The organism is Pseudomonas sp. EA_35y_Pfl2_R111, assembly GCF_963970955.1.
Classification (GTDB): Bacteria; Pseudomonadota; Gammaproteobacteria; order Pseudomonadales; family Pseudomonadaceae; genus Aquipseudomonas.
The window spans coordinates 160,541-182,600 of sequence record NZ_CAXAOM010000004.1 but is presented as its reverse complement, the minus strand read 5'-3'; the positions used below and the strand labels follow the sequence as shown (position 1 = coordinate 182,600).

Annotated in this window: 20 protein-coding genes; 11 read left to right on the top strand and 9 right to left on the bottom strand. The window is 60.8% G+C overall.

All coding sequences use genetic code 11. The annotated features are described in order from the left end of the window. The first annotated feature begins 105 nt into the window (after positions 1-105). The 5 genes from AACY25_RS16330 to AACY25_RS16310 all read left to right on the top strand — a co-directional run bounded on the left by AACY25_RS16330 (position 106) and on the right by AACY25_RS16310 (position 3,756). Positions 106-1,620 carry an RNA polymerase factor sigma-54 gene (locus tag AACY25_RS16330; RefSeq protein ID WP_339525915.1) on the top strand — a complete coding sequence of 505 codons (1,515 nt, stop codon included), beginning with the start codon at positions 106-108 and terminating at the stop codon, positions 1,618-1,620. Between the two features lie 193 nt (positions 1,621-1,813). Further along, complete coding sequence (gene hpf, locus AACY25_RS16325) at positions 1,814-2,122, top strand: ribosome hibernation-promoting factor, HPF/YfiA family (RefSeq protein WP_296127360.1); 309 nt, start codon at positions 1,814-1,816, stop codon at positions 2,120-2,122. 15 nt (positions 2,123-2,137) lie between these two features. Further along, positions 2,138-2,611 (top strand): PTS IIA-like nitrogen regulatory protein PtsN, encoded by a 474-nt coding sequence (ptsN, locus tag AACY25_RS16320; protein ID WP_160016093.1) that lies wholly within the window; start codon positions 2,138-2,140, stop codon positions 2,609-2,611. Positions 2,612-2,613: 2 nt separating this feature from the next. Beyond that, entirely contained in the window at positions 2,614-3,471 is an 858-nt protein-coding gene (gene rapZ / locus AACY25_RS16315; protein WP_339525909.1) for an RNase adapter RapZ, read from the top strand. Between the two features lie 12 nt (positions 3,472-3,483). After that, positions 3,484-3,756 carry an HPr family phosphocarrier protein gene (locus AACY25_RS16310; protein ID WP_339525907.1) on the top strand — a complete coding sequence of 91 codons (273 nt, stop codon included), beginning with the start codon at positions 3,484-3,486 and terminating at the stop codon, positions 3,754-3,756. Positions 3,757-3,822: 66 nt separating this feature from the next. Here the strand turns inward: AACY25_RS16310 and pmbA are convergent, their stop codons facing one another. Continuing rightward, a complete protein-coding gene (gene pmbA, locus AACY25_RS16305) occupies positions 3,823-5,169 on the bottom strand; it encodes a metalloprotease PmbA (RefSeq protein ID WP_339525904.1) in 1,347 nt (448 codons plus the stop codon). A 103-nt stretch (positions 5,170-5,272) separates the two neighbouring features. On the opposite strand from pmbA, the gene yjgA reads away from it, so the two are divergent. Further along, a complete protein-coding gene (yjgA, locus tag AACY25_RS16300) occupies positions 5,273-5,791 on the top strand; it encodes a ribosome biogenesis factor YjgA (protein ID WP_339525902.1) in 519 nt (172 codons plus the stop codon). A gap of 50 nt (positions 5,792-5,841) precedes the next feature. Here the strand turns inward: yjgA and tldD are convergent, their stop codons facing one another. The 8 genes from tldD to mreB form a co-directional block, all read right to left on the bottom strand. After that, a complete protein-coding gene (tldD, locus tag AACY25_RS16295; RefSeq protein WP_339525901.1) occupies positions 5,842-7,299 on the bottom strand; it encodes a metalloprotease TldD in 1,458 nt (485 codons plus the stop codon). Continuing rightward, a complete protein-coding gene (locus AACY25_RS16290; RefSeq protein ID WP_339525900.1) occupies positions 7,296-8,165 on the bottom strand; it encodes a carbon-nitrogen hydrolase family protein in 870 nt (289 codons plus the stop codon). Before AACY25_RS16290 ends, tldD begins: the two co-directional genes overlap by 4 nt. 85 nt (positions 8,166-8,250) lie before the next feature. Continuing rightward, on the bottom strand, positions 8,251-12,084 hold the full coding sequence (locus tag AACY25_RS16285) for a YhdP family protein (RefSeq protein WP_339525899.1): 3,834 nt from the start codon (positions 12,082-12,084) through the stop codon (positions 8,251-8,253). A 31-nt stretch (positions 12,085-12,115) separates the two neighbouring features. Beyond that, positions 12,116-13,573, bottom strand: coding sequence for a ribonuclease G (gene rng, locus AACY25_RS16280; protein WP_339413306.1), 1,458 nt, complete (start codon positions 13,571-13,573; stop codon positions 12,116-12,118). 61 nt (positions 13,574-13,634) lie between these two features. Further along, positions 13,635-14,255, bottom strand: coding sequence for a Maf family protein (locus AACY25_RS16275; protein ID WP_339525898.1), 621 nt, complete (start codon positions 14,253-14,255; stop codon positions 13,635-13,637). Positions 14,256-14,299: 44 nt separating this feature from the next. Further along, positions 14,300-14,785 (bottom strand): rod shape-determining protein MreD, encoded by a 486-nt coding sequence (gene mreD / locus AACY25_RS16270; RefSeq protein WP_160016103.1) that lies wholly within the window; start codon positions 14,783-14,785, stop codon positions 14,300-14,302. Beyond that, positions 14,785-15,687: a rod shape-determining protein MreC gene (mreC, locus tag AACY25_RS16265; RefSeq protein ID WP_445261876.1), complete on the bottom strand. Its 903-nt coding sequence runs from the start codon at positions 15,685-15,687 to the stop codon at positions 14,785-14,787. Before mreC ends, mreD begins: the two co-directional genes overlap by 1 nt. 136 nt (positions 15,688-15,823) lie before the next feature. Beyond that, the gene (gene mreB / locus AACY25_RS16260) at positions 15,824-16,861 is read right to left on the bottom strand and encodes a rod shape-determining protein MreB (RefSeq protein ID WP_090255536.1); all 1,038 of its coding nucleotides are present in this window, start codon (positions 16,859-16,861) and stop codon (positions 15,824-15,826) included. Between the two features lie 265 nt (positions 16,862-17,126). Here mreB and gatC point away from each other — a divergent pair, with 265 nt between their 5' ends. From gatC to AACY25_RS16235, 5 genes are all read left to right on the top strand, one after another. After that, positions 17,127-17,414 carry an Asp-tRNA(Asn)/Glu-tRNA(Gln) amidotransferase subunit GatC gene (gene gatC / locus AACY25_RS16255; RefSeq protein WP_339413299.1) on the top strand — a complete coding sequence of 96 codons (288 nt, stop codon included), beginning with the start codon at positions 17,127-17,129 and terminating at the stop codon, positions 17,412-17,414. Positions 17,415-17,430: 16 nt separating this feature from the next. Next, positions 17,431-18,882 carry an Asp-tRNA(Asn)/Glu-tRNA(Gln) amidotransferase subunit GatA gene (gatA, locus tag AACY25_RS16250; protein WP_339525897.1) on the top strand — a complete coding sequence of 484 codons (1,452 nt, stop codon included), beginning with the start codon at positions 17,431-17,433 and terminating at the stop codon, positions 18,880-18,882. 11 nt (positions 18,883-18,893) lie between these two features. Next, positions 18,894-20,342 carry an Asp-tRNA(Asn)/Glu-tRNA(Gln) amidotransferase subunit GatB gene (gene gatB / locus AACY25_RS16245; protein WP_339525896.1) on the top strand — a complete coding sequence of 483 codons (1,449 nt, stop codon included), beginning with the start codon at positions 18,894-18,896 and terminating at the stop codon, positions 20,340-20,342. Positions 20,343-20,492: 150 nt separating this feature from the next. Continuing rightward, positions 20,493-20,864, top strand: a complete 372-nt coding sequence (locus AACY25_RS16240) for a septal ring lytic transglycosylase RlpA family protein (RefSeq protein ID WP_339413296.1) — start codon at positions 20,493-20,495, stop codon at positions 20,862-20,864. A gap of 100 nt (positions 20,865-20,964) precedes the next feature. Then, positions 20,965-22,056, top strand: coding sequence for a calcium/sodium antiporter (locus AACY25_RS16235; protein ID WP_339525894.1), 1,092 nt, complete (start codon positions 20,965-20,967; stop codon positions 22,054-22,056). The last annotated feature ends 4 nt before the right edge of the window (positions 22,057-22,060 follow it).

The following is a 22,060-nucleotide window of genomic DNA, read 5'->3' as shown; positions in this document are numbered from 1 at the left end:
CTAGGCAAAACCCTAAAAGTCAGGCATATAATTTGCTTCCTAGTGGCGCTTTTTGAAAACGCCCTGTAGTGGATTGCGCACAGACGCCGGTAAATAAGGTCTGCAATGAAACCATCGCTAGTCCTGAGAATGGGCCAGCAGCTGACGATGACACCGCAGCTGCAACAGGCCATCCGCCTGCTCCAACTGTCTACCCTGGATCTGCAACAAGAGATCCAGGAGGCCTTGGAGTCCAACCCGATGCTCGAACGCCAGGAGGATGGCGATGATTTCGACAATTCGGACCCTATGGCCGATGGCGCAGAAAGTGCCAGCCCCAGCGAACAGCCCGAAGCGCCCTATCAGGAAACCAACTACCAGGAAGCCACGCAGACTGTGGACAACCTGGAAGAAGGTGATTGGGGCGAGCGTATTCCTAACGAGCTGCCCGTCGACACCGCCTGGGAAGACATCTACCAGACCAGCGCCAGCAGCCTGCCGAGCAGCACTAACGATGACGACGAGTGGGATTTCACCACCCGCACCTCGAGCGGCGAGAGCCTGCAAAGCCACCTGCTGTGGCAGCTCAATCTGGCACCGATGTCGGACAAGGACCGCCTGATTGCAGTCACCTTGATCGACTGCATCAACCAGCAGGGCTACCTGGAGGAAACTCTGGAAGAAGTGGTCGAAGCCTTCGACCCGGAACTGGACATCGAGCTCGACGAAGTCGAAGCCGTGCTGCACCGCATCCAGCAATTCGAGCCAACCGGTATCGCCGCGCGCAACTTGGGTGAATGCCTGCTTCTGCAACTGCGTCAGCTGCCGGCAAAAACCCCGTGGTTGAGCGAAGCCCAGCGCCTGGCCAGTGACTATCTCGACTTGCTCGGCAGCCGCGACTACAGCCAGCTGATGCGCCGCATGAAGCTCAAGGAAGACGAGCTGCGCCAGGTTATCGACCTGATTCAGAGCCTCAACCCGCGCCCTGGCTCGCAGATCGAGTCCAGCGAGCCGGAATACGTGGTACCCGACGTGATCGTGCGCAAGCACAACGAGCGCTGGCTGGTGGAACTCAACCAGGAAGCCATGCCGCGCCTGCGCGTCAACGCGCAATACGCCGGTTTTGTGAAGCGCGCCGACTCCAGCGCCGACAACACCTTTATGCGCAACCAGCTGCAAGAAGCACGCTGGTTCATTAAGAGCCTGCAAAGCCGCAACGAAACCTTAATGAAGGTTGCCACGCAGATCGTCGAACATCAGCGCGGCTTCCTCGATTATGGCGACGAGGCCATGAAACCCCTAGTGCTGCACGACATTGCCGAAGCTGTAGGCATGCATGAATCGACTATTTCGCGGGTGACCACGCAGAAATTCATGCACACCCCGCGCGGTATTTACGAGCTGAAATACTTCTTCTCCAGCCACGTCAGCACGTCCGAAGGTGGTGAGTGCTCGTCCACCGCGATCCGCGCCATCATCAAAAAACTGGTCGCTGCGGAAAATGCGAAAAAGCCGTTGAGTGACAGCAAGATCGCTGGTTTACTGGAAGCACAGGGCATTCAAGTCGCTCGCCGCACGGTCGCCAAGTACCGTGAATCCCTCGGAATAGCGCCATCCAGTGAGCGCAAACGATTGATCTAAGGCGGCACGAAGAAGGAAGACGACAACCCGTACAGAATCTGCCCAGGTCTCGCCTTTTCGCATATGCGGCCATACTGTCAGCATGCAATCAGCGAACGTGCCAGGCTCGTTCTACCAGAGTCTTCCACGCCACAGTGTTCCGGCGGCAGGCCTCTCGCCTGCCTCTTACACACGGCAACAAGGAGAAAGCGGTATGCAAGTCAACATCAGTGGACACCAGCTGGATGTGACCGACGCCCTACGCGACTACATCGCCGAAAAACTCGGACGATTGGAGCGCCACTTCGACAAGATTACCAACGTGCAAGTCATCATGGAGGTCGAGAAGCTCAAACAGAAAATCGAAGCGACCCTGCACATTGCTGGCGGCGAAGTCGTCGCCAATGCCGAACATGAAGACATGTACGCAGCCATCGATTTACTGACTGATAAACTCGACCGACAACTCATCAAACACAAGGAAAAACAGCTCGAACGTCAACAGGGCGCTATGGCCCGCTGACGTCGTCTATCTCCTATGATCCGACTTGAAACCATCCTGACCCCCGGCCGCTCCCTGGTGAACGTGCCGGGCGGCAGCAAAAAACGTGTCCTCGAACAGATTGCCAACCTGGTGGCGCGCGAGCTGCCTGACCTGGATGGCCAAGACATCTTCGAAAGCCTGATTGCCCGGGAAAAACTCGGCTCGACCGGTTTCGGGAATGGCATTGCCATTCCGCACTGTCGCTTGCCGGGTTGCACCGCACCGATCAGCGCCCTACTGCGCCTGGACTCTGCCGTAGACTTCGACGCCATCGACGGCGCGCCAGTGGACCTGCTGTTTGTCCTGCTGGTGCCCGAAGCTGCCACCGACGCTCACCTGGAACTGCTCCGACAGATCGCCAGCATGCTCGATCGCAGCGATGTGCGTGCCAGCCTGCGTCAAGCCGAAAGCAGCGAAGCCCTGTATCAGGTGGTCGTGGACGTACAAAGCCAACTCAATCGAGCCTGAGCATGCGCCTAATCATCGTCAGCGGTCGCTCCGGCTCCGGGAAAAGCACCGCCCTCGATGTACTTGAGGACAATGGCTTCTACTGCATTGACAACCTGCCCGCAGGCCTGCTGCCTGAACTGGCCGAGCGCGCCCTGCTGCATACCGAGTTGCTGCATCCGCAGGTCGCCGTATCGATTGACGCACGCAACCTACCGAGCCATCTCAAGCGCTTTCCCGAACTGCTTGATGAGGTGCGCGCGCGACATATCAAATGCGATGTGATCTACCTGGATGCCGATGAAGAGACCCTGCTCAAGCGCTTCTCGGAAACCCGTCGACGTCATCCGCTGACCAACGAGAGCCGCTCTCTGGCCGAAGCCATCGCCGATGAGAGCCTGCTGCTCGGGCCGATCATCGACCTGGCCGACCTGAAGATCGATACCACCCACCTCAACCTGTACCAGCTGCGCGACAGCCTCAAGTTGCGCCTGCTCAATCAGCCCGAGCCTGGCACTGCGTTTCTGATCGAATCATTTGGCTTCAAGCGCGGCATGCCGGTAGATGCCGACCTGGTATTCGATGTGCGCTGCCTGCCCAACCCTTACTGGAAGCCGGACTTGCGCGATTTTTCCGGGCTCGACCTGCCGGTAGTTGATTACCTCTCGGCCCAGGCCGATGTCGAGGATATGTACCAGGACATCCTTGCCTACCTGACCAAATGGTTGCCGCGCTTTGCCGCCAGCAACCGCGCCTACGTTACGGTGGCGATTGGCTGCACCGGCGGCCACCACCGCTCGGTCTATCTGGCCAACCGCCTGGGAGAAACCCTCAAACCCATCCTGAAAAACGTTCAGACTCGCCACCGCGACCTCAGTTAAGGAATTGCCGCGATGCCCGCCTGCGAAATCACCATTATCAACAAGCTTGGCCTGCACGCCCGTGCGGCAGCCAAGTTTGTCGGCGTCGCCGGACGTTTTCCCTGCCAGGTCAAAGTCGGCCGTACGCCGGAGAGCCTGGTCGACGGCAAGAGCATTATGGCGGTGATGATGCTGGCTGCCGGCAAAGGCACCGCCGTGCACCTGCACACCGAAGGCGAACAGGATAGCGAGGCACTGCAGGCCCTAAGCGAGCTGATCAACAACTACTTCGACGAAGGCGAGTAGCTGATCGAGAGACAGTAAAAAGGGGCTGAACGCTTAAGCGACAGCCCCTTTTTCATACAAGCGGAATCAACTACCGGCCACCGTCATGCGCTCGATCAACACTGAACCGGTGCGAATATTACTGCGCAGCTCCAGATCATTACCCACCGCGACAATCTGCTTGAACATGTCGCGCATATTGCCGGCGATGGTGACTTCCTGCACCGGGAACTGAATCTCGCCGTTTTCCACCCAGTAACCTCCCGCACCACGCGAATAGTCGCCGGTAACCATATTTAGGCCCTGGCCCATCAGCTCGGTGACCAATAGCCCGCGCCCCATACGCTTAAGCAGCGACTTCTGGTCTTCATTGCCATGGCTGACAAACAGGTTATGCACACCGCCAGAGTTGGCGGTGCTGGGCATGCCCAGTTTGCGCCCGGAATAGGTGCCGAGCACGTAGGATAAAAGCTCGCCGCGCTCGACGAAGGATTTGGCGTAGGTCGCCAGACCGTCACCATCGAAGGCAGCACTGCCCAAGGCACGAGGAATATGCGGGCGCTCGTCGATCGTCAGCCACTCGGGGAACAGCTGCTGGCCGAGGGAGCCTTCGAGAAAGGATGACTTACGGTACAGGTTGCCGCCGGAAATGGCCGCGAGAAAACTGCCAAACAGTCCCGTCGCCAGCTCGGCAGCAAACAGCACCGGCACTTCACAGGTCGGTACCGGGCGCGCGCCCAAACGGCTTACCGCACGCTCGGCGGCGCGGCGACCAATGCTGCCGGCATCGGCCAGCAACTCGCCCTGACGATTGACGTCATACCAATAGTCGCGCTGCATCGACCCGCCGTCTTCGGCGATCATCACGCAGCTCAGGCTGTGCCGCGTGCTGGCGTAACCGCTGATAAAGCCATGGCTGTTGCCATAGACCCGGCAACCCTGATGGGTATTCAGCGTAGTGCCGTCGGCATTCTTGATCCGCTTATCGGCGGCAAAGGCCGCTGCCTCGCAGCTCAAGGCCTGTTCGATGGCCTGCTCTGGGGTGATCGACCAGGCGTGATACAGATCCAGCTGCGGCAGTTCGCGAGCCATCAAACCAGCATCGGCCAAACCCGCGCATTCATCTTCGGAGGCATGTTTGGCAATCGCCAGCGCTGCCGCTACGGTCTCGCGAATCGCCGCTTCGCCACTGGCCGAGGTGCTAGCCGAGCCCTTGCGCTGACCGACATACAGCGTGATGCCAAAGCCCTGGTCGCGGTTGAATTCGACCGTTTCCACTTCACCCTGACGCACCGTGGTGGACAAGCCCTGCTCCACCGAAACAGCCACTTCACAGGCGCTAGCGCCCTGCTTTTTCGCTTCAGCAATAATCTGCTCCACCTGCGCCTGCAAATGCGGCACAGCCTGGGGGCCGACGATGTCTACTGCACTCATAAGAACTCCTGAACGATAAGCGGCAAACGCGGCCACACAGGCCAGACGCTTACAGCTGGAAACTTGCTGCTATCATGTCGGCGTTTTCCACTGGACCGCCACCATGTCTGAATACCTTGACGACTTCTCCGGCGAGAAGAGCAAAACCCAAGTCAAGCGCGAGTTTCATGCGCTACAAGATCTGGGGCAACGCCTGACCACCCTGAAACTCGACCTGCTCAACAAGCTGCCGCTGACCGACGAGCTGCGCCGCGCGCTAGCCGAAGCGCCCAAACACACCGCCAACTCCGCGAAGAAGCGCCATGTGCAGTTTATCGGCCGATTGATGCGCGACCAGGATATTGAAGCCATCCTGACGCTACTGGATCAGCTCGACGCCTCGACGCGCCAGTACAACGAACGCTTTCATAACCTTGAGCGCTGGCGCGACCGCTTGCTCAACGGCGACGACGACACTCTGGAAAAATTCGTCGGCGAATACCCCGACGCCGACCGCCAGCATCTGCGCCAGCTGATCCGTCAGGGCCAGCACGAACTGGCGCAGAACAAAGCACCTGCCGCGTCCCGCAAAATCTTTAAATACATCCGCGAGCTGGACGAAACCCAGCGCGGCTTGCGTTAATCCTCGCTGTCGGGATGGGTTACACCTTCGGTTAACCCATCCTACGAATATCAAGCGCCCGTTCCACCCACGGTAATCGCATCAATCTTCAGCGTCGGCTGGCCCACGCCAACCGGCACCGACTGGCCGTCCTTGCCGCAGGTGCCGACACCGCTGTCCAGCGCCAGGTCGTTACCGACCATCGACACCTTGCTCATGGCTTCCGGGCCATTGCCTATCAGGGTGGCGCCTTTGACCGGGGCGGTGATCTTGCCGTCCTCGATCAGGTAAGCCTCGCTGGTAGAAAACACGAACTTGCCGCTGGTGATATCGACCTGACCGCCGCCAAGGTTGGCGCAGTAGATGCCCTTCTTCACCGAACGGATGATTTCTTCCGGGTCGCTCTCGCCAGCCAGCATGTAGGTGTTGGTCATACGCGGCATCGGCAGGTGCGCGTAGGACTCACGGCGACCGTTGCCGGTGCAGGCCACGCCCATCAGGCGGGCATTCAGCTTGTCCTGCATATAACCCTTGAGCACGCCGTTCTCGATCAGCGTGGTGCACTGGGTCTGTGTGCCTTCGTCATCCATGCTCAGGGAGCCGCGACGCTCAGCCAGGGTGCCGTCATCGACGATGGTGCACAGGCTGGAGGCAACCTGCTCGCCCATCCGGCCACTGTAGGCCGAGCTGCCCTTGCGGTTGAAGTCGCCCTCCAGGCCATGGCCGACGGCCTCGTGCAGCAGCACGCCGGACCAGCCCGCGCCCATCACCACCGGCATCGTGCCAGCCGGCGCCGGAATCGCTTCGAGGTTGACCAGCGCCTGACGCAAGGCCTCACGGGCATAGCCCATGGCGCGCTCTTCGTTATTGCTGGTCTGCTCAAGGAAGTAGCGGTAATCGGTACGTCCGCCGCCGCCATGGCTGCCGCGCTCGCGGCGACCATTCTGCTCGACGATCACGCTGACGTTGAAGCGCACCAGCGGGCGGATATCCGCGCCAAGGCTGCCGTCATTGGCGGCCACCAGAATGCGATCCCAAACCCCTGCGAGGCTAACGGAAACCTGCTTGATTCGTGGATCAAGCGTGCGAGTGGCGACGTCGATGCGCTTGAGCAGCTCGACCTTTTCCGCCCGCCCCAGCACATCCAGCGGATTTTCCTGCGCATATAGCGGCTTGACCAGCGGACTGCTGAACGCCTGTACAAGGCCATTCTGCCCGGCGCGAGCAATCGAGCGGGCCGCGCGCGCGGCCTGACTCAAGGCATCGGCAGTGATCGCATTGCTGTAGGCAAAACCGGTTTTCTCACCGGACTGGGCACGCACGCCGACGCCTTGATCAAGGTTGAAGCTGCCCTCTTTGACAATACCATCCTCCAGCGCCCAGGTTTCCGACACCTGACTCTGGAAGTACAGATCGGCCGCATCGATTCCCGGCCCGGCCAAGTCAGCCAGGACCGCCGGCAAATGCTCAATGGTCAAACCGCCCGGCCCCAGCAAATGTTCACTGACGGACACCAACATATTGTTCATTGCTCAATCTCGTTTATGACTGTTGCACCTGGCAGCCGTGGTTCGGCTGCCGCAAAAAATCGTTTATGCCGCGCCACCGGCATGCGCTGACGGATCGCCGCCTGCTCGGCGGCATCGCGCTCAGTCAGCAGTACACCCGGCCCCTGCGGCAGTTCGGCGAGCACGCGACCCCAGGGATCGACAAGCGCCGAATGGCCAAAGGTCTCGCGTCCACCTGGATGGGTGCCGCCCTGCCCGGCCGCCAGCACATAGCACTGGGTTTCGATGGCCCGCGCGCGGGTCAATATCTGCCAATGCGCCGCACCGGTAACCGCAGTAAAGGCCGCCGGCACGCTGATCAACTCCGCTCCGGCCGCGCGCAAGGCGCTGTACAGCTCGGGGAAGCGCAGGTCATAACAGACCGTCATGCCCAACCGCCCAACCGGGGTATCGGCGACCACCACCTGACCACCGAATGCGTAATCGTCAGACTCGCGGTAACGGCCGTGACTGTCGCTGACATCCACATCAAACAGATGCAGCTTGTCATAGCGTGCCACACGCTGGCCGACATTATCGATCAGCAGGGCGCAGGCATGAGCCTTGGCGTCGGGCTGTCCATCCGGAGGTAAGGGTAAGGTGCCGGCGACTATCCACAGACTGAGGTCGCGAGCAGTCTGCTGCAGCCAGGGCAAAATTGGCCCCTCACCGAGTGCTTCAGCACGACCCAGTGCGGCCTGATCACGCCGCCCCATGGCCGCGAAATTTTCTGGGAGCACCGCCAGTCGCGCACCTTGCGCAGCGGCTTCTTCAAGCAACTGCCGAGCCTGCGCCAGATTAGCCAGGACATCGGTCTGACTGACCATTTGGATGACTGCGAAGGTCATGACTGCCTTTATCTCAATGCCGGTATGGCTTCAGCTTACAAGCCATACCGGCAGACTGCACGGCTGCATCTCAGCCGTGTGGGGATTACTGGGGTTTCTCGAATGGCTTGTCGAAGCTGATATCCGGATTTTGCCAGGAGCCCTTGACGTCGTACTGCACACTGGCAAAGCGCGCAACGCGGTCACCCAGCAGCTTATCAGCGATAAACAGCGCCCCGCCGATGGCCGGTGCACCGACTATCAGTGCGGCCAAAGGCAGGTTATTGGTCACCGGCAAGGTCACCAATAACTTGGCATCGATCCGATCATTGGCCATATCCAGGGTGCCATTGAGCTCCAGGTTGCTCGATGGCCCGGTCAGGGTGATCGGCTCGCGGGTCACAAATACGCCGTTATCCGCCACTAGCAGACCTTTGACCCGGTCATAACTGAGGCCTTTACCGAGCAGGTCAGAGAAGTCCAGACGCAGGCGTCGGCCAATCGAGTTGAAGTTCAGCAGCCCAAACACGCGTAGCGCCGACGCAGGACCTTCCACCTCGGAGAATTGTCCTTTGCGCAACGAAGCATCCAAGGTGCCACTGAAGCGCTTCAGGCCGAACCAGGCTGGCGAGCCAGGCCAGTTACCATCAACATCCATATGAAAATCGCGGCTGCTGGCGGTCGGCGCAAAGCCCCAGGCAATCAGTACATCGGCCAAATCGGCACCACCCATACGCCCCTTGTAACTCGTGCGCACGCCGCTTGCAGTGTTTAGCCAGCTGGCCCGACCGCCAATCTTCAAGCCTTTGAGATTGAGATCCAGCTCGCTGAAATGCACCCCTGTAGCAACTGGACGTGCCTTGAGCGACCAGCTGCCCAGCGGTTCGATGCCCTGAAAAACCTCGGCGATATGTACGTCCAGCGCCGGAAAGCTGCTCGGATCAACGCTCGCCAGCGGGTCAGGTGCATCCACCGCAGTGTCTTCTGCAGTCCTCTTCTCTGCTGCTGGAAAGCGCAGATAGTCGAGCGTCAGGGCAATCGGCAACTCTCGGGCATCCGGCAAGCCCACCTGGCCTTTCAACTGAGGACTGTCGAGGCTAACCGCCCAGGTTGCGGCATCGCGCTTAACCGCTACTTCCAGCGCATCCAGGCTGATGCCAAACCCTGTGAAGCGGCCAATGCGCAGCTGCGCATCCTTGAACAGCCGCTGCGCATCACCGATTGGCACGCTGGCATAGGGTTGCACCACCTGTTGCCAGTCCGACCAATTCAGTTCCTCCACGCGGCCGCGCACACGCAAGCCCTGGCTGGTGGGCAGGCTGGCCGCACCGTCAGCCAGGCGAATCTCGCCACGGCCCTGGTTGAACTGGCCAGGGCTAGCGGCAAAGGTCAGGCTCAGCAACTCGGCGTAATCCAGCCAGTAGCGCTGCTCACGGCTGCCCAGGGTCATGCGCCACTGCGTCGCGCGCTCCTCGGCAGCGGTCTTGCCAAATGGTGCCGGCAGCGCCACCGTCGCGCCTTTGAGGGTAGAACTGACGCGCAGCTGGCTGTCGGCGCCGTCCAGGATCAGATTGAGGCTATAAGGCAGATTGCCGCTGACGGGCAGCGGCTGGGTCACGCCCAGCCAGGTGCTCAGTTCCTTGACTGCGATCTGCCCGCTGGCCTCGATGCGGCTACGCGCCTTGCCGCGCGCGCCCTCGGCCAGAGCCTTGCCGCGCACCGCATGGCCAAGTACCTGAGCACGAATATCCGGGGCGCTGAGGCCGCTGGCCGTGTTGTAACGAAATGCGCCCTGCAGCTGGCTGAACTGCAACGGTGGGGTGGGCAGGCTGAGCTGCGCGCCTTTAGTAGCGAAATCCACCACCACCGCCGGGGCCAAGCCCTTGCGTAGCGGCAGGTCGAGCTTGAGCTTGCCGGCCAGCGCCCCTGCGCCAGTCCAGCCAGCGAAGGTTTCTGCGGTGCCTATCGGCGCTTGCTGCAGGATATGCAGGGCGTCATCCACGTTGCTGCTCAACTCACTGGTCAACAACAAACGCGGCGGCTGGCCGGGCAATGAGGTCGCGATCAACGCCGTGGCATTACTCACCTGGCTATCGAGGATGCGCCCTTCAGCCAGTTCGACCCGCACGCCGCTGTCTTCGATCAACACCTTGCCGCGCCCCTCGCGCAGCGACGGCCAACCAGGCTGAAAGGCCAGTTCGGCATCATGCACGGCGAAGAACAGACTGATGCTACGCGCTGCATTCTCCGCGCCCTTGTTCAGCGAACCCTGGTACTGGAAATAGCCTTCATCGACCGCGCCGCCGCGGATGGCGCTTTTCAGCCAGGCATCCAGCTCAGCACCCATGCCCGGCGCGAGGCTCGGTAGGTATTTCTCGGTATAGCGCGCATCGCCGTTACGCAGGCCGACGCGCAGGTCCATGTAGTCTTCCAGCTCCGGATCGAAACGCAGGCGAATTAAAAAATCGCCTGCAGCCGGCCCCTCCTCACCGACCACTTGCAGATACGGACTGCGCAGGGTGAACGCCTGCTCATCGATCTGCCAGGTCAGTAAGGCATTGGCCTTTTGGTAGTGCCAAGGTTTGGGGAATAGAGTATCGAGGTGCAGGGAAAAGTTTTCGCTATCGACCCGCAGCTCACCCTGGCCCAGGTCGCCACTGATACTGCCACTGACATTCTCTGCAGCAGGCGAACCGTGCCATGCCGCAAAGCCAATACGCTCCAGATTGGCCGAGAATTGCAGGCGCTTGCTGTCGGTCAGCAGCGGCCGGTAGTCGAGTTGAATATTACGCAGGGCACCATGCGGCTTGAGCTGCTCAAGCAGTGCCAGGCCTTTATCTGGCAATGGCGCAAGCCCCGCTATCAGCGGTTGCAGCGGCGCCAGGTCGAGACGATCGGCACTCAGCAACCACTGCTCCTGCACCTCTGTACTTTCCGCCTGCTGAGTAAGCGCCAAACGCACTTCACCCCAGCGCAGCTCATCACGGCTGAAGGCCAGGTCATCCAGCAACAGCTTGAAACCCTGCTCGGTGCGGGTGAAATAAGCATTCAGCGCCAGGTTATTCAGCGCCACCGGCTCGCGCTTGGCATAGCCAGCCTTGAGCTGCGGCACATGCAGACGGCTGACGGCACGCTGCACGCCGCCTTTGGCCCAGCTCAGCCAGACCTCCCCACCCAACTGCAGCTGCTCAAGACGCCATTGTGCAAGCAGGCTCGCCGGCACCCAAGCCGCCCAGTCGCTCTGTGGCAGGCTCAGGTACAGCTCGGCCTCGGCGTCTTTCCAGCGCTCGGCACGCATCCGCGTGCGCAGTTGCAAGGCCAGAGGCTGGCCATCAGGTAACAGCAGGCGACCGTCCAAGCGCTGACGCGCGCTGCCGTTGCGCAGGGTGAGGTTTACATAGGTCAGGGTCCGCGCCGGCTGATCGAAGGCCTGTATGGTGACCTGGCTGTTGAACAACGACAGGCGCTTGAGCATCTGCGACTGGTTCAACACCTGAGTCAGATCGAGTGGTGCGGGATCGTGGCGTTGCGGCAATCCCTTGAGCGACCAGCTACCGTCTTCAGCCTGCTGCACCACCAGTTGCACACCATCCAGCTCAAGCCGGGCGATACGCAACTGCCGCGCCAACAAGCTGGCCAGCACATCCGGCACCACGCGTACCTGATCCAGCTGCAAGGCGCCCGCCCCCTCACCGACCGCCACATCGTGGGCGGTCAGTACCGGTGAAAAACCTTGCCAGAGCCCTTCCAGCGCACCGATTTGCACCGGCATGGCCAACGCTTCACGGGCTTTGTCTTCGGCTTCCAGGCGGTATTCGGCAACCAGCGGCACCAGCTCGCGGCCGAGGCTGACATACAGCGCGGCCAACACCAGCGCCAAAGCGCACAATCCCAGCGCCGTGCGCAGCAGCAGAGCAACCCAGCGCGCCAACGCTGCCATTCAGTTCACGCCCGAGCGGTAAGCGCGCATATCAGAGCAGCACCACATCGTATTGCTCCTGGGAATACATCGTCTCGACCTGGAACTTTATGGTGCGGCCGATAAAGGCTTCGAGATCGGCGACATTGCCCGACTCTTCATCGAGCAAGCGGTCGACCACCTTCTGATTGGCCAGCACCCGATAACCTTCCGGCTGATAGGCGCGCGCTTCGCGCAGAATCTCGCGGAAAATCTCGTAGCAGGTGGTTTCGGCAGTTTTCAGCTTGCCGCGCCCCTGACAGGCGCTGCACGGCTCGCATAGCACCTGTTCGAGGCTTTCGCGGGTGCGTTTGCGGGTCATCTGCACCAGGCCCAGCTCGGTGATGCCGATGATGTTGGTCTTGGCGTGGTCGCGCTCCAGCTGCTTCTCCAGGGTGCGCAGCACCTGGCGCTGGTGCTCCTCATCTTCCATGTCGATAAAGTCGATGATGATGATCCCGCCGATATTGCGCAGGCGCAGCTGCCGGGCAATCGCTGTAGCGGCTTCCAGATTGGTCTTGAAGATGGTCTCTTCCAACGTGCGGTGGCCGACGAACGCGCCGGTATTCACATCAATGGTGCTCATCGCCTCGGCCGGATCGATGATCAGGTAACCGCCAGACTTGAGCGGCACCTTGCGCTCCAGCGCCTTCTGGATTTCGTCCTCGACGCCATACAGATCGAAGATCGGCCGCTCGCCCGGGTAGTGCTCCAGGCGGTCGGCGATTTCCGGCATCAGCTCATCGACGAACTGGGTAATCTTGCCGAAGGTCTCGCGCGAGTCGACGCGGATTTTCTCGATCTTCGGGTTGACCAGATCGCGCAGGGTGCGCAGTGCCAGACTGAGATCTTCATAGATCACCAACGGCGTCGGGCCGACCTTCATCTGTGTAGCGATTTGTTCCCACAGGCGGCGCAGGTAACGGATATCGGCGAGAATTTCGTCAGCGCCGGCACCATCGGCGGCGGTGCGCAGGATAAAACCGCCGGCTTCCTCGATACCCTCGGCGGCCACGCAGTCGGCGACTACCTGCTTAAGACGCTCACGCTCGGCTTCGTCTTCGATCTTCAGCGAGATTCCAACGTGGGCGGTGCGCGGCATATACACCAGGTAGCGCGAAGGGATCGACAACTGAGTGGTCAGGCGAGCACCCTTGCTGCCGATCGGGTCCTTGGTGACCTGCACCACCAGGCTCTGGCCTTCGTGCACCAGGGCGCTGATGCTTTCCACGGCCGGACCTTCGCGGCTGGAAATTTCCGCGGCATGAATAAACGCCGCACGCTCCAGACCGATATCGATAAAGGCCGCCTGCATACCCGGCAGCACGCGCACCACTTTGCCTTTGTAGATATTGCCGACGATGCCACGCTTCTGCGTGCGTTCGACGTGCACTTCCTGCAGTACGCCGTTTTCCACCACCGCCACGCGCGACTCCATCGGCGTGATGTTGATCAGGATCTCTTCACTCATGCGCTCATCTCTTCTGAGATAAAGCTGAAAGCCCAGGGACTGCGCCGATAACGGCGGTCACTCACCCGCGACCCGCAACCTCTTGACTGTGATCTGGCAACAACTGCCAGCACGGAATAGCAAATTCTGCGAGCAACGCAGCAGTCTCACACAGCGGCAAACCCACCACCGCCGAATAACTGCCCTGCAACTGGCTGACAAACACTGCCGCCAGGCCCTGAATACCGTAGCACCCGGCCTTGTCCTGTGGTTCCCCGCTGGCCCAGTAGACCTCGATTTCGGCCTGGCGCAACGCGCGGAAGGTAACCTGGCTTGTGACCACCCGCGACTCCAGCCGTTCGCGGCTGACCAGCGCCACGGCGGTGAGCACCTGATGGCTACGCCCAGACAGAGCACTCAAGGTCGCCAACGCATCGTCACGATCGACAGGCTTGCCGAGAATCCGCCCATCGAGCACCACCGCGGTGTCAGCACCGAGCACCACGGCATCCGCCGTATCGGACAGGGCAGCAAGCCCAGCCTGCGCTTTTGCGCGAGCCAGACGCTCTACATAGGCGATTGGCGACTCACCTGGCAATGCATTTTCATCGATGGGGACGATTTGCGTGAGGAAGGGCACAGCAATTTGCGTCAGCAGTTCACGCCGACGCGGCGATCCGGAGGCGAGATAGAGGGTGGCCATGCTGACTTCTCCCTGTCGGTAAACGCAAGGCCGAGCGGCCTTGCTTAATTGACGCCCAGACGCTGATGCAACCCGCGCAACAAGGTACAGACCCAGGGCCAGAGCAAGGCGCTGACCAGCGCCGGCAAGACAAACGCCAGGGTTGGCGGGCGACTGCCAGTCAAGGCGTTCAGCCACAGCTGCACCAGCTGCGCCAGACCGAACACCACCAGCAGCACGGTGCTTTGCTGCCACATGGGGAACATGCGCAAACGCTGATGCAGGGTCAACACCAGAAAGGTAATCAGGGTCAGGATCAGCGCATTTTGCCCCAGCAAACTGCCGTTCAGCACATCGGCCAACAAGCCGATGACCCAGGCCGTAGTCATACCCACGCGATGCGGCAAAGCCAGCACCCAATAGGTCAGAAACAGCGCCAACCATAGCGGCCGGCCCAGCTCCATAAACTTGGGCATGCTCGACACGCTAAGCAGCAGCGCCAGGGCGAATGTCAGCCAGACCACCCAGATATTGCTTGAACGTGCGGCCATTATTGCGCTGCCTCCGGCGAATTGGCGGGCGCTGCTGGCGCGTCAGCAGCAGGTTGCGCCTGCTGCTGAATTTCACGGTCCAGGGCTTCCTGAGCTTGCGCCGACTCGGTGGCGCGCTGCTCTGGCGTACGCGGGTCGGTAAACACCAGCAGCATATAGCGACTGCGGTTCAGCGTAGCCGTGGGCACCGCACGCACAATCGCAAAGGGCTGACCGGAGTCGTGAATCACTTCGCTGACCATGGCCACCGGATAGCCGGCTGGGAAGCGCTGACCGAGGCCGGAGCTGACCAGCAGATCGCCCTCCTTGATATCCGCCGTATCGGCGACATGGCGCAACTCCAGGCGCTCCGGGTTACCGGTGCCACTGGCGATGGCGCGCAGGCCATTACGATTGACCTGCACTGGAATACTGTGGGTGGTATCGGTGAGCAGCAAAACTCGCGAGGTGTAGGGCATGACCTCGACCACTTGCCCCATCAGACCGCGAGCGTCTAGAACCGGCTGCCCCAGGACCACACCGTCCTTCTCACCCTTGTCGATCAGGATGCGATGGGTAAAGGGGTTGGGGTCGATACCGATCAGCTCGGTGGCCAGCACCTCGTCGTCGACCAGGGCGGCCGAGTTGAGCAACTCGCGCAAGCGCACGTTCTGCTCGGTCAGCGCGGCGAGCTTTTGCAAGCGGCGCTGCATCATCAACTGCTCGGCCTTGAGCTTTTCATTCTCGGCGGTCAGTTCGCTGCGGCTACTTAGTTCTTGCGTGGCACCTTCCCACACCCGCACCGGTAGACGACCCACCCAATAAACCGGCTCGACAATCAATCCGAGCTGTGCACGTAGCGGCTGCAGCAAGGTAAAGCGTGCGTCGACCACCATCAGCGCAGCCGACAGCACGGTGAACACCAACAGGCGCACACCCAGCGAAGGACCTTTGGCAAATAGCGGTTTGATCGGCAGCTCCTCACGGCGTCAGGCAGCAAACAAAAAGCTGCAAGCGAGTAGAACCCGGTTGCAGCTTAGGACGTGGAACAGTGGCGCCTTACTCCGAGGACAGCAAGTCCATGGTGTGGCGATCCATCATTTCCAGCGCCTTGCCACCACCGCGGGCAACACAGGTCAGCGGGTCTTCGGCGACGATAACCGGCAGGCCGGTTTCCTGCGACAGCAGTTTGTCCAGATCACGCAGCAACGCGCCACCGCCGGTGAGCACCAGACCACGCTCGGCAATGTCGGAAGCCAGTTCTGGCGGTGATTGCTCCAGCGCGCTTTTCACCGCCTGGACGATGGTCGCCAGGGATTCCTGCAGCGCTTCGAGCACTTCGTTGGAGTTCAGGGTAAAGCTGCGCGGTACGCCTTCGGCCAGGTTACGGCCACGTACGTCGACTTCACGCAGTTCGCCACCGGCGTAGGCGGTGCCGATTTCCTGCTTGATCCGCTCCGCGGTGGATTCACCGATCAGCGAACCGTAATTTCGGCGCACATAAGTGATGATCGCTTCGTCGAAACGATCGCCGCCGACGCGCACTGACTCGGCGTACACGACGCCGTTCAGCGAGATCAGGGCGATTTCAGTGGTACCACCACCGATATCGACGACCATCGAACCACGGGCTTCTTCAACCGGCAGGCCGGCACCGATGGCAGCCGCCATTGGTTCTTCGATCAGAAATACTTCGCGAGCACCGGCACCGAGTGCCGACTCACGGATGGCGCGGCGCTCCACCTGGGTGGATTTGCACGGTACGCAGATCAGCACGCGCGGCGACGGCTGTAGGAAGCTGTTTTCGTGAACCTTGTTGATGAAGTACTGCAGCATCTTTTCGCAGACACTGAAGTCGGCGATCACACCGTCTTTCATCGGACGGATAGCAGCAATGTTGCCAGGGGTACGGCCGAGCATACGTTTGGCTTCGGTTCCGACCGCCACCACGCTCTTCTGGTTACCGTGGGTACGGATAGCAACGACCGACGGCTCGTTCAGGACGATGCCGCGCTCGCGAACATAAATCAGGGTATTGGCAGTGCCCAGGTCAATCGACAGATCGCTGGAAAACATGCCACGCAGTTTTTTGAACATGGGATAGGGACCCTAGGCAACGCGTGGGTAAAGGCGAAGCGCGGTAAAGGCGCTGCTAAAAAGTGCGGCAAACTCTAACAACGGCAGGGATTTTGAGCAAGGCACCAATATGGTAGATTGCCGGTTTTTCAGGGCTTTAAGACCCATCATCGCGGCCTTTGACCACCACCTGTCACTATCTGTTCCCTGCGCACCTGTGCATGGCGACTCGTTCACATTTCCAAAGGCAGCCAGCAAATGCGCTGCTTTATATAGGGAGAAACCAATGGCGCTTGAACGCTCCGACGTGGAGAAAATCGCTCATCTGGCTCGACTAGGCCTGAATGAAGCCGATATTCCGGGAACAACCGAGACCCTCAATAACATTCTCGGCCTGATTGACCAAATGCAGGCGGTCAATACCGACGGCATCGAGCCGCTGGCCCACCCCCTGGAAGCGACCCAGCGCCTGCGCGCCGACCAGGTCACCGAACGCAACCAACGCGATGCCTACCAGGCTATCGCCCCGGCCGTGGAAAACGGCCTGTATCTGGTTCCGAAAGTCATCGAGTAAGGGAAAGCACCTAGCCATGTATCAAATGACCCTGGCCGAGATCGCCCGCGGACTCGCCGACAAGCAATTTTCCGCCGAAGAACTGACCCGCAGTCTGCTAGCGCGCATTGCGCAACTCGACCCGCAGCTCAATAGCTTTATTACTGTCACCGAGGAGCTTGCGCTGGAGCAAGCTAAAGCCGCCGACGTCCGTCGTGCGGGCGGCGAAAGTGGCGCCCTGCTCGGCGCGCCCATCGGCCACAAGGACCTGTTCTGCACCCAGGACGTACTGACCAGCTGCGGCTCGAAGATCCTTACCGGCTTCAAGGCCCCCTACAACGCCACTGTTGTCGAGAAACTCGCCAGCTCCGGCACGGTGACCCTGGGCAAGCTGAACATGGACGAATTCGCCATGGGCTCGGCCAACGAATCCAGCCACTACGGCGCGGTGAAAAACCCCTGGGACCTGACCCGCGTACCCGGCGGATCTTCCGGCGGCTCCGCTGCTGCAGTGGCTGCACGCCTGCTGCCTGCAGCGACCGGCACCGACACCGGCGGCTCGATCCGCCAACCGGCAGCGCTGACTAACCTTACCGGGATCAAGCCAACCTACGGCCGCGTCTCGCGTTGGGGCATGATCGCCTACGCCTCCAGCCTCGATCAGGGCGGCCCGCTGGCCCGCACGGCTGAAGATTGCGCATTGATGCTGCAAGCCATGGCCGGTTTCGATGCCAAGGACAGCACCAGCGTTGATCAACCAGTTGATGACTACCTGGCAGCACTGACTCAGCCGCTCGCCGGCCTGCGCATCGGCCTGCCGAAGGAATACTTCGGCGCTGGCCTCGATGCCCGTATCGGCGAGAAGGTGATGGCGGTGGTGGAAGAGCTGAAAAAGCTCGGTGCCAGCGTCAAGGAAATCAGCCTGCCAAATATGCAGCACGCGATTCCCGCCTATTACGTGATCGCCCCGGCCGAGGCCAGCAGCAACCTCTCGCGTTTCGACGGCGTTCGCTTTGGCTACCGCTGCGAAAACCCAGTGAATCTGGAAGACCTGTACAAGCGTTCGCGCGGTGAAGGCTTCGGCGCGGAAGTGAAACGGCGCATTATGGTCGGCACTTATGCACTCTCTGCCGGCTACTACGACGCTTACTACCTTAAGGCGCAGAAGATCCGCCGCCTGATCAAGAACGATTTTGTCGCCGCCTTCAACGATGTCGACGTGATCCTCGGCCCAACCACGCCAAACCTGGCCTGGAAGCTCGGCGAGAAGAACAACGACCCGGTCGCCGCCTACCTGGAAGACATTTACACCATCACCGCCAACCTCGCCGGCATCCCCGGCCTGTCAATGCCTGCGGGCTTCGTCGATGGCTTGCCGGTCGGTGTGCAACTGCTCGCCCCTTACTTCCGGGAAGGCCGCCTGCTCAACGTCGCCCATCAGTACCAACAGGTTACTGACTGGCACACACAAGCTCCGGCTGGATTCTGAGGACGACACGCATGCAATGGGAAACCGTAATCGGGCTTGAGATTCACGCCCAGCTCAGCACCCAATCGAAGATTTTCTCCGCCAGCGCTATCGCCTTTGGCGCCGAGCCCAACACCCAGGCCAGCCTGGTTGACCTCGGCATGCCCGGCACTTTGCCGGTGCTGAATGCCGAAGCCGTGCGCATGGCCTGCAAATTCGGCCTGGCCATCGATGCTGAAATCGCCGGCAAGAACATCTTCGCCCGTAAAAACTACTTCTACCCGGACCTGCCCAAGGGCTATCAGACCAGCCAGATGGATGACCCCATCGTCGGCAAGGGCTTCCTCGATATCACCCTGGAAGACGGCAGCCAGAAGCGCATCGGCATCACCCGCGCGCACCTGGAAGAAGACGCCGGCAAGAGCCTGCACGAAGACTTCCACGGCATGAGCGGCATCGATCTAAACCGTGCTGGCACGCCGCTGCTGGAGATCGTTTCCGAGCCGGACATCCGCTCGGCCAAGGAAGCCGTGGCCTACGTCAAGGCGATCCACGCCCTGGTGCGCTACCTCGGCATCTGCGACGGCAACATGGCCGAAGGCTCGCTGCGCTGCGACTGCAACGTTTCAGTACGCCCCAAGGGCCAAGCCGAGTTCGGCACCCGCGCCGAGATCAAAAACGTCAACTCGTTCCGCTTTATCGAAAAAGCGATCAACCACGAGGTGCAACGGCAAATCGAGCTAATTGAGGACGGCGGCAAGGTGGTGCAGGAAACCCGCCTGTACGACCCGAACAAGGACCAGACACGCTCCATGCGCAGCAAGGAAGAAGCCAACGACTACCGGTACTTCCCCTGCCCGGATCTGCTGCCGGTGGTAATCGAGCAGAGCTTCCTCGATGAAATCCGCGCCAGCCTGCCAGAACTGCCGGTCGAGAAGCGCGCACGTTTCGAGCGTGAGTTCGGCCTGTCCACCTATGACGCCGACGTACTGGCCGCCAGCCGCGAACTGGCCAACTACTTCGAAGCCGTGAATGCCGTGTGCGGCGACGCCAAATTGGCCGCCAACTGGGTGATGGGCGAGCTTTCCAGCCTGCTCAATAAGGACAACCTGGAGATCGAACAATCGCCGGTTAGCGCCGAGCAATTGGGCGGGATGATCCTGCGCATCAAGGACAACACCATCAGCGGCAAGATAGCCAAGATGGTCTTCGAGGCCCTGGCGGCCGGCGAAGGCGCGACGGCCGATGAAGTGATCGAGAAGAAGGGCCTTAAGCAGGTCACCGACTCGGGCGCCATCGAAAGCATGCTCGACGAAGTGCTGGCAGCCAATGCCGAGCAGGTCGAACAGTACCGCGCCAGCGACGAAGCCAAGCGCGGCAAGATGTTCGGCTTCTTCGTAGGCCAGGCCATGAAGGCCTCGAAAGGCAAGGCCAACCCGGGCCAGGTGAACGAACTGCTGAAGAAAAAGCTCGAAGGGTAAGACGGGGCAGCCAACGCATGCCTTGGCCCGGCGAACGACCCGCCATGGCCGGGTCGGGTCGGAGCTCCCTATAAGCCAAGGATGGCTTGCTATATCAACGCCGGGTCAGCCCGGCGTTGTTTTGTCCGCTGCCAACTGCCAGGAACTACCATGCGCCTGTTATTGATTGCCATCACCAGCTTGCTGCTCAGCGCCTGTGCCAGCCAGGGCCAGGTCGATCCGCATGGTTACCACGCCGAAGGTCAGGCGTCCTATTACGGCGCGCGCCACCACGGCAACAAGACCGCCAGCGGTGAACGCTTCGACCAGAACGCCCTGACCGCCGCGCACCGCAGCCTGCCGTTTGGCAGCCGGGTACAGGTGACCAACCTACGCAACGGCAAAAGCGTGGTGGTGCGTATCAACGACCGTGGCCCTTACGCGAAGAAACGCATTATCGACCTGTCGCAGAAGGCCGCCGAACAGCTGGATATGCTGCGCGACGGCGTCGTGCCGGTGCGCGTGGAGCAGCTGGCCGAGTAAACATAGCTGTTTACAAAGAAGCCCTAGACGACCCCGCTCAGCCTCTGGCGCAACGCAAGCCGATGATTAAACTAGCGCCACTTTTCTGGAGCCCCTTGCAATGACCCTGATGACCTTTGTTTATCTGATCGCCGGCCTGGTGCTGCTGGTAGCCGGCGCAGAAGTGCTGGTGCGCGGCGCGGCCAAACTCGCTGCGCAATTCGGTATTCCGCCACTGGTGATCGGCCTGACCGTGGTGGCCTTCGGCACCAGCGCACCGGAAACCGCCGTCAGCGTGCAAGCTGCACTGAACGGCAGCGGCGACCTGGCGATTGGTAACGTGATCGGCAGCAATATCGCCAACGTACTGTTGGTGCTGGGGGCAACCGCTCTGGTCGCTCCGCTGATCGTCTCGCGCCAGCTGATCCGCCTGGATGTGCCGATTATGATTGGTGCCAGCTTGGTGGTGTACGCCTTGGCCTGGGACGGCAGCCTTAGCCGCCTTGAAGGTGCACTGTTGTTTGCCGGGGTGCTCAGCTATACCGCCTTCCTGATCATCAGCTCGCGCCGCGACCAGAAGGTCGCCAGCGAGGATGATGAGTTCGTCAAGGAGTTCGGCCTGGATCAACCGAGCAAGCCCTATGCTTGGGCAATCAATCTGGGCCTGCTGATCGCCGGACTGGTGCTGTTGGTGGCGGGGTCGAACTTTCTGGTTGAGGGCGCGGTCAGCCTGGCCCGGGCTCTCGGCCTGTCGGAGCTGGTGATCGGCCTGACAGTGATTGCCATTGGCACCTCTCTGCCGGAGCTAGCCACTTCGATTATTGCCGCCTTCAAGGGCGAACGCGATATCGCTGTGGGCAATATCGTCGGCAGTAATATCTTCAACCTGCTTTGCGTACTGGGCCTGGCATCGCTGGTATCGCCGAGCGCCATCCCGGTGGCCGCCAACGCCCTGGCCTTCGACTTCCCGGTAATGATTGCAGTGGCCGTGGCTTGTCTACCGATCTTCTTCTCCGGTTACCGCATCAACCGCTGGGAAGGCCTACTGTTCGTCGCCTACTACCTGGCGTATACCGCCTACCTGCTGCTGTCCTCGGCCGGTCGCCCGTTCGCCGAGGTATTCGGCGATGCCCTGCTGGGTTATGCGCTGCCGTTGACTGCGGTGACCCTGGTGATCATTGCTGGTCGCGCCTGGCACAAGCAGAAAGCCTGACGGC

What these genes read in the sequence shown, in the direction of transcription:
- AACY25_RS16310 (WP_339525907.1), top strand. Translation starts at nt 3,484, where the DNA reads ATGCCCGCCTGCGAAATCACCATTATCAACAAGCTTGGCCTGCACGCC.
- ptsN (WP_160016093.1), top strand. Translation starts at nt 2,138, where the DNA reads ATGATCCGACTTGAAACCATCCTGACCCCCGGCCGCTCCCTGGTGAAC.
- rapZ (WP_339525909.1), top strand. Translation starts at nt 2,614, where the DNA reads ATGCGCCTAATCATCGTCAGCGGTCGCTCCGGCTCCGGGAAAAGCACC.
- gatC (WP_339413299.1), top strand. Translation starts at nt 17,127, where the DNA reads ATGGCGCTTGAACGCTCCGACGTGGAGAAAATCGCTCATCTGGCTCGA.
- gatA (WP_339525897.1), top strand. Translation starts at nt 17,431, where the DNA reads ATGTATCAAATGACCCTGGCCGAGATCGCCCGCGGACTCGCCGACAAG.
- AACY25_RS16285 (WP_339525899.1), bottom strand. Translation starts at nt 12,084, where the DNA reads ATGGCAGCGTTGGCGCGCTGGGTTGCTCTGCTGCTGCGCACGGCGCTG.
- mreD (WP_160016103.1), bottom strand. Translation starts at nt 14,785, where the DNA reads ATGGCCGCACGTTCAAGCAATATCTGGGTGGTCTGGCTGACATTCGCC.
- hpf (WP_296127360.1), top strand. Translation starts at nt 1,814, where the DNA reads ATGCAAGTCAACATCAGTGGACACCAGCTGGATGTGACCGACGCCCTA.
- rng (WP_339413306.1), bottom strand. Translation starts at nt 13,573, where the DNA reads ATGAGTGAAGAGATCCTGATCAACATCACGCCGATGGAGTCGCGCGTG.
- AACY25_RS16290 (WP_339525900.1), bottom strand. Translation starts at nt 8,165, where the DNA reads ATGACCTTCGCAGTCATCCAAATGGTCAGTCAGACCGATGTCCTGGCT.
- tldD (WP_339525901.1), bottom strand. Translation starts at nt 7,299, where the DNA reads ATGAACAATATGTTGGTGTCCGTCAGTGAACATTTGCTGGGGCCGGGC.
- AACY25_RS16330 (WP_339525915.1), top strand. Translation starts at nt 106, where the DNA reads ATGAAACCATCGCTAGTCCTGAGAATGGGCCAGCAGCTGACGATGACA.
- yjgA (WP_339525902.1), top strand. Translation starts at nt 5,273, where the DNA reads ATGTCTGAATACCTTGACGACTTCTCCGGCGAGAAGAGCAAAACCCAA.
- mreB (WP_090255536.1), bottom strand. Translation starts at nt 16,861, where the DNA reads ATGTTCAAAAAACTGCGTGGCATGTTTTCCAGCGATCTGTCGATTGAC.
- gatB (WP_339525896.1), top strand. Translation starts at nt 18,894, where the DNA reads ATGCAATGGGAAACCGTAATCGGGCTTGAGATTCACGCCCAGCTCAGC.
- AACY25_RS16275 (WP_339525898.1), bottom strand. Translation starts at nt 14,255, where the DNA reads ATGGCCACCCTCTATCTCGCCTCCGGATCGCCGCGTCGGCGTGAACTG.
- pmbA (WP_339525904.1), bottom strand. Translation starts at nt 5,169, where the DNA reads ATGAGTGCAGTAGACATCGTCGGCCCCCAGGCTGTGCCGCATTTGCAG.
- AACY25_RS16235 (WP_339525894.1), top strand. Translation starts at nt 20,965, where the DNA reads ATGACCCTGATGACCTTTGTTTATCTGATCGCCGGCCTGGTGCTGCTG.
- AACY25_RS16240 (WP_339413296.1), top strand. Translation starts at nt 20,493, where the DNA reads ATGCGCCTGTTATTGATTGCCATCACCAGCTTGCTGCTCAGCGCCTGT.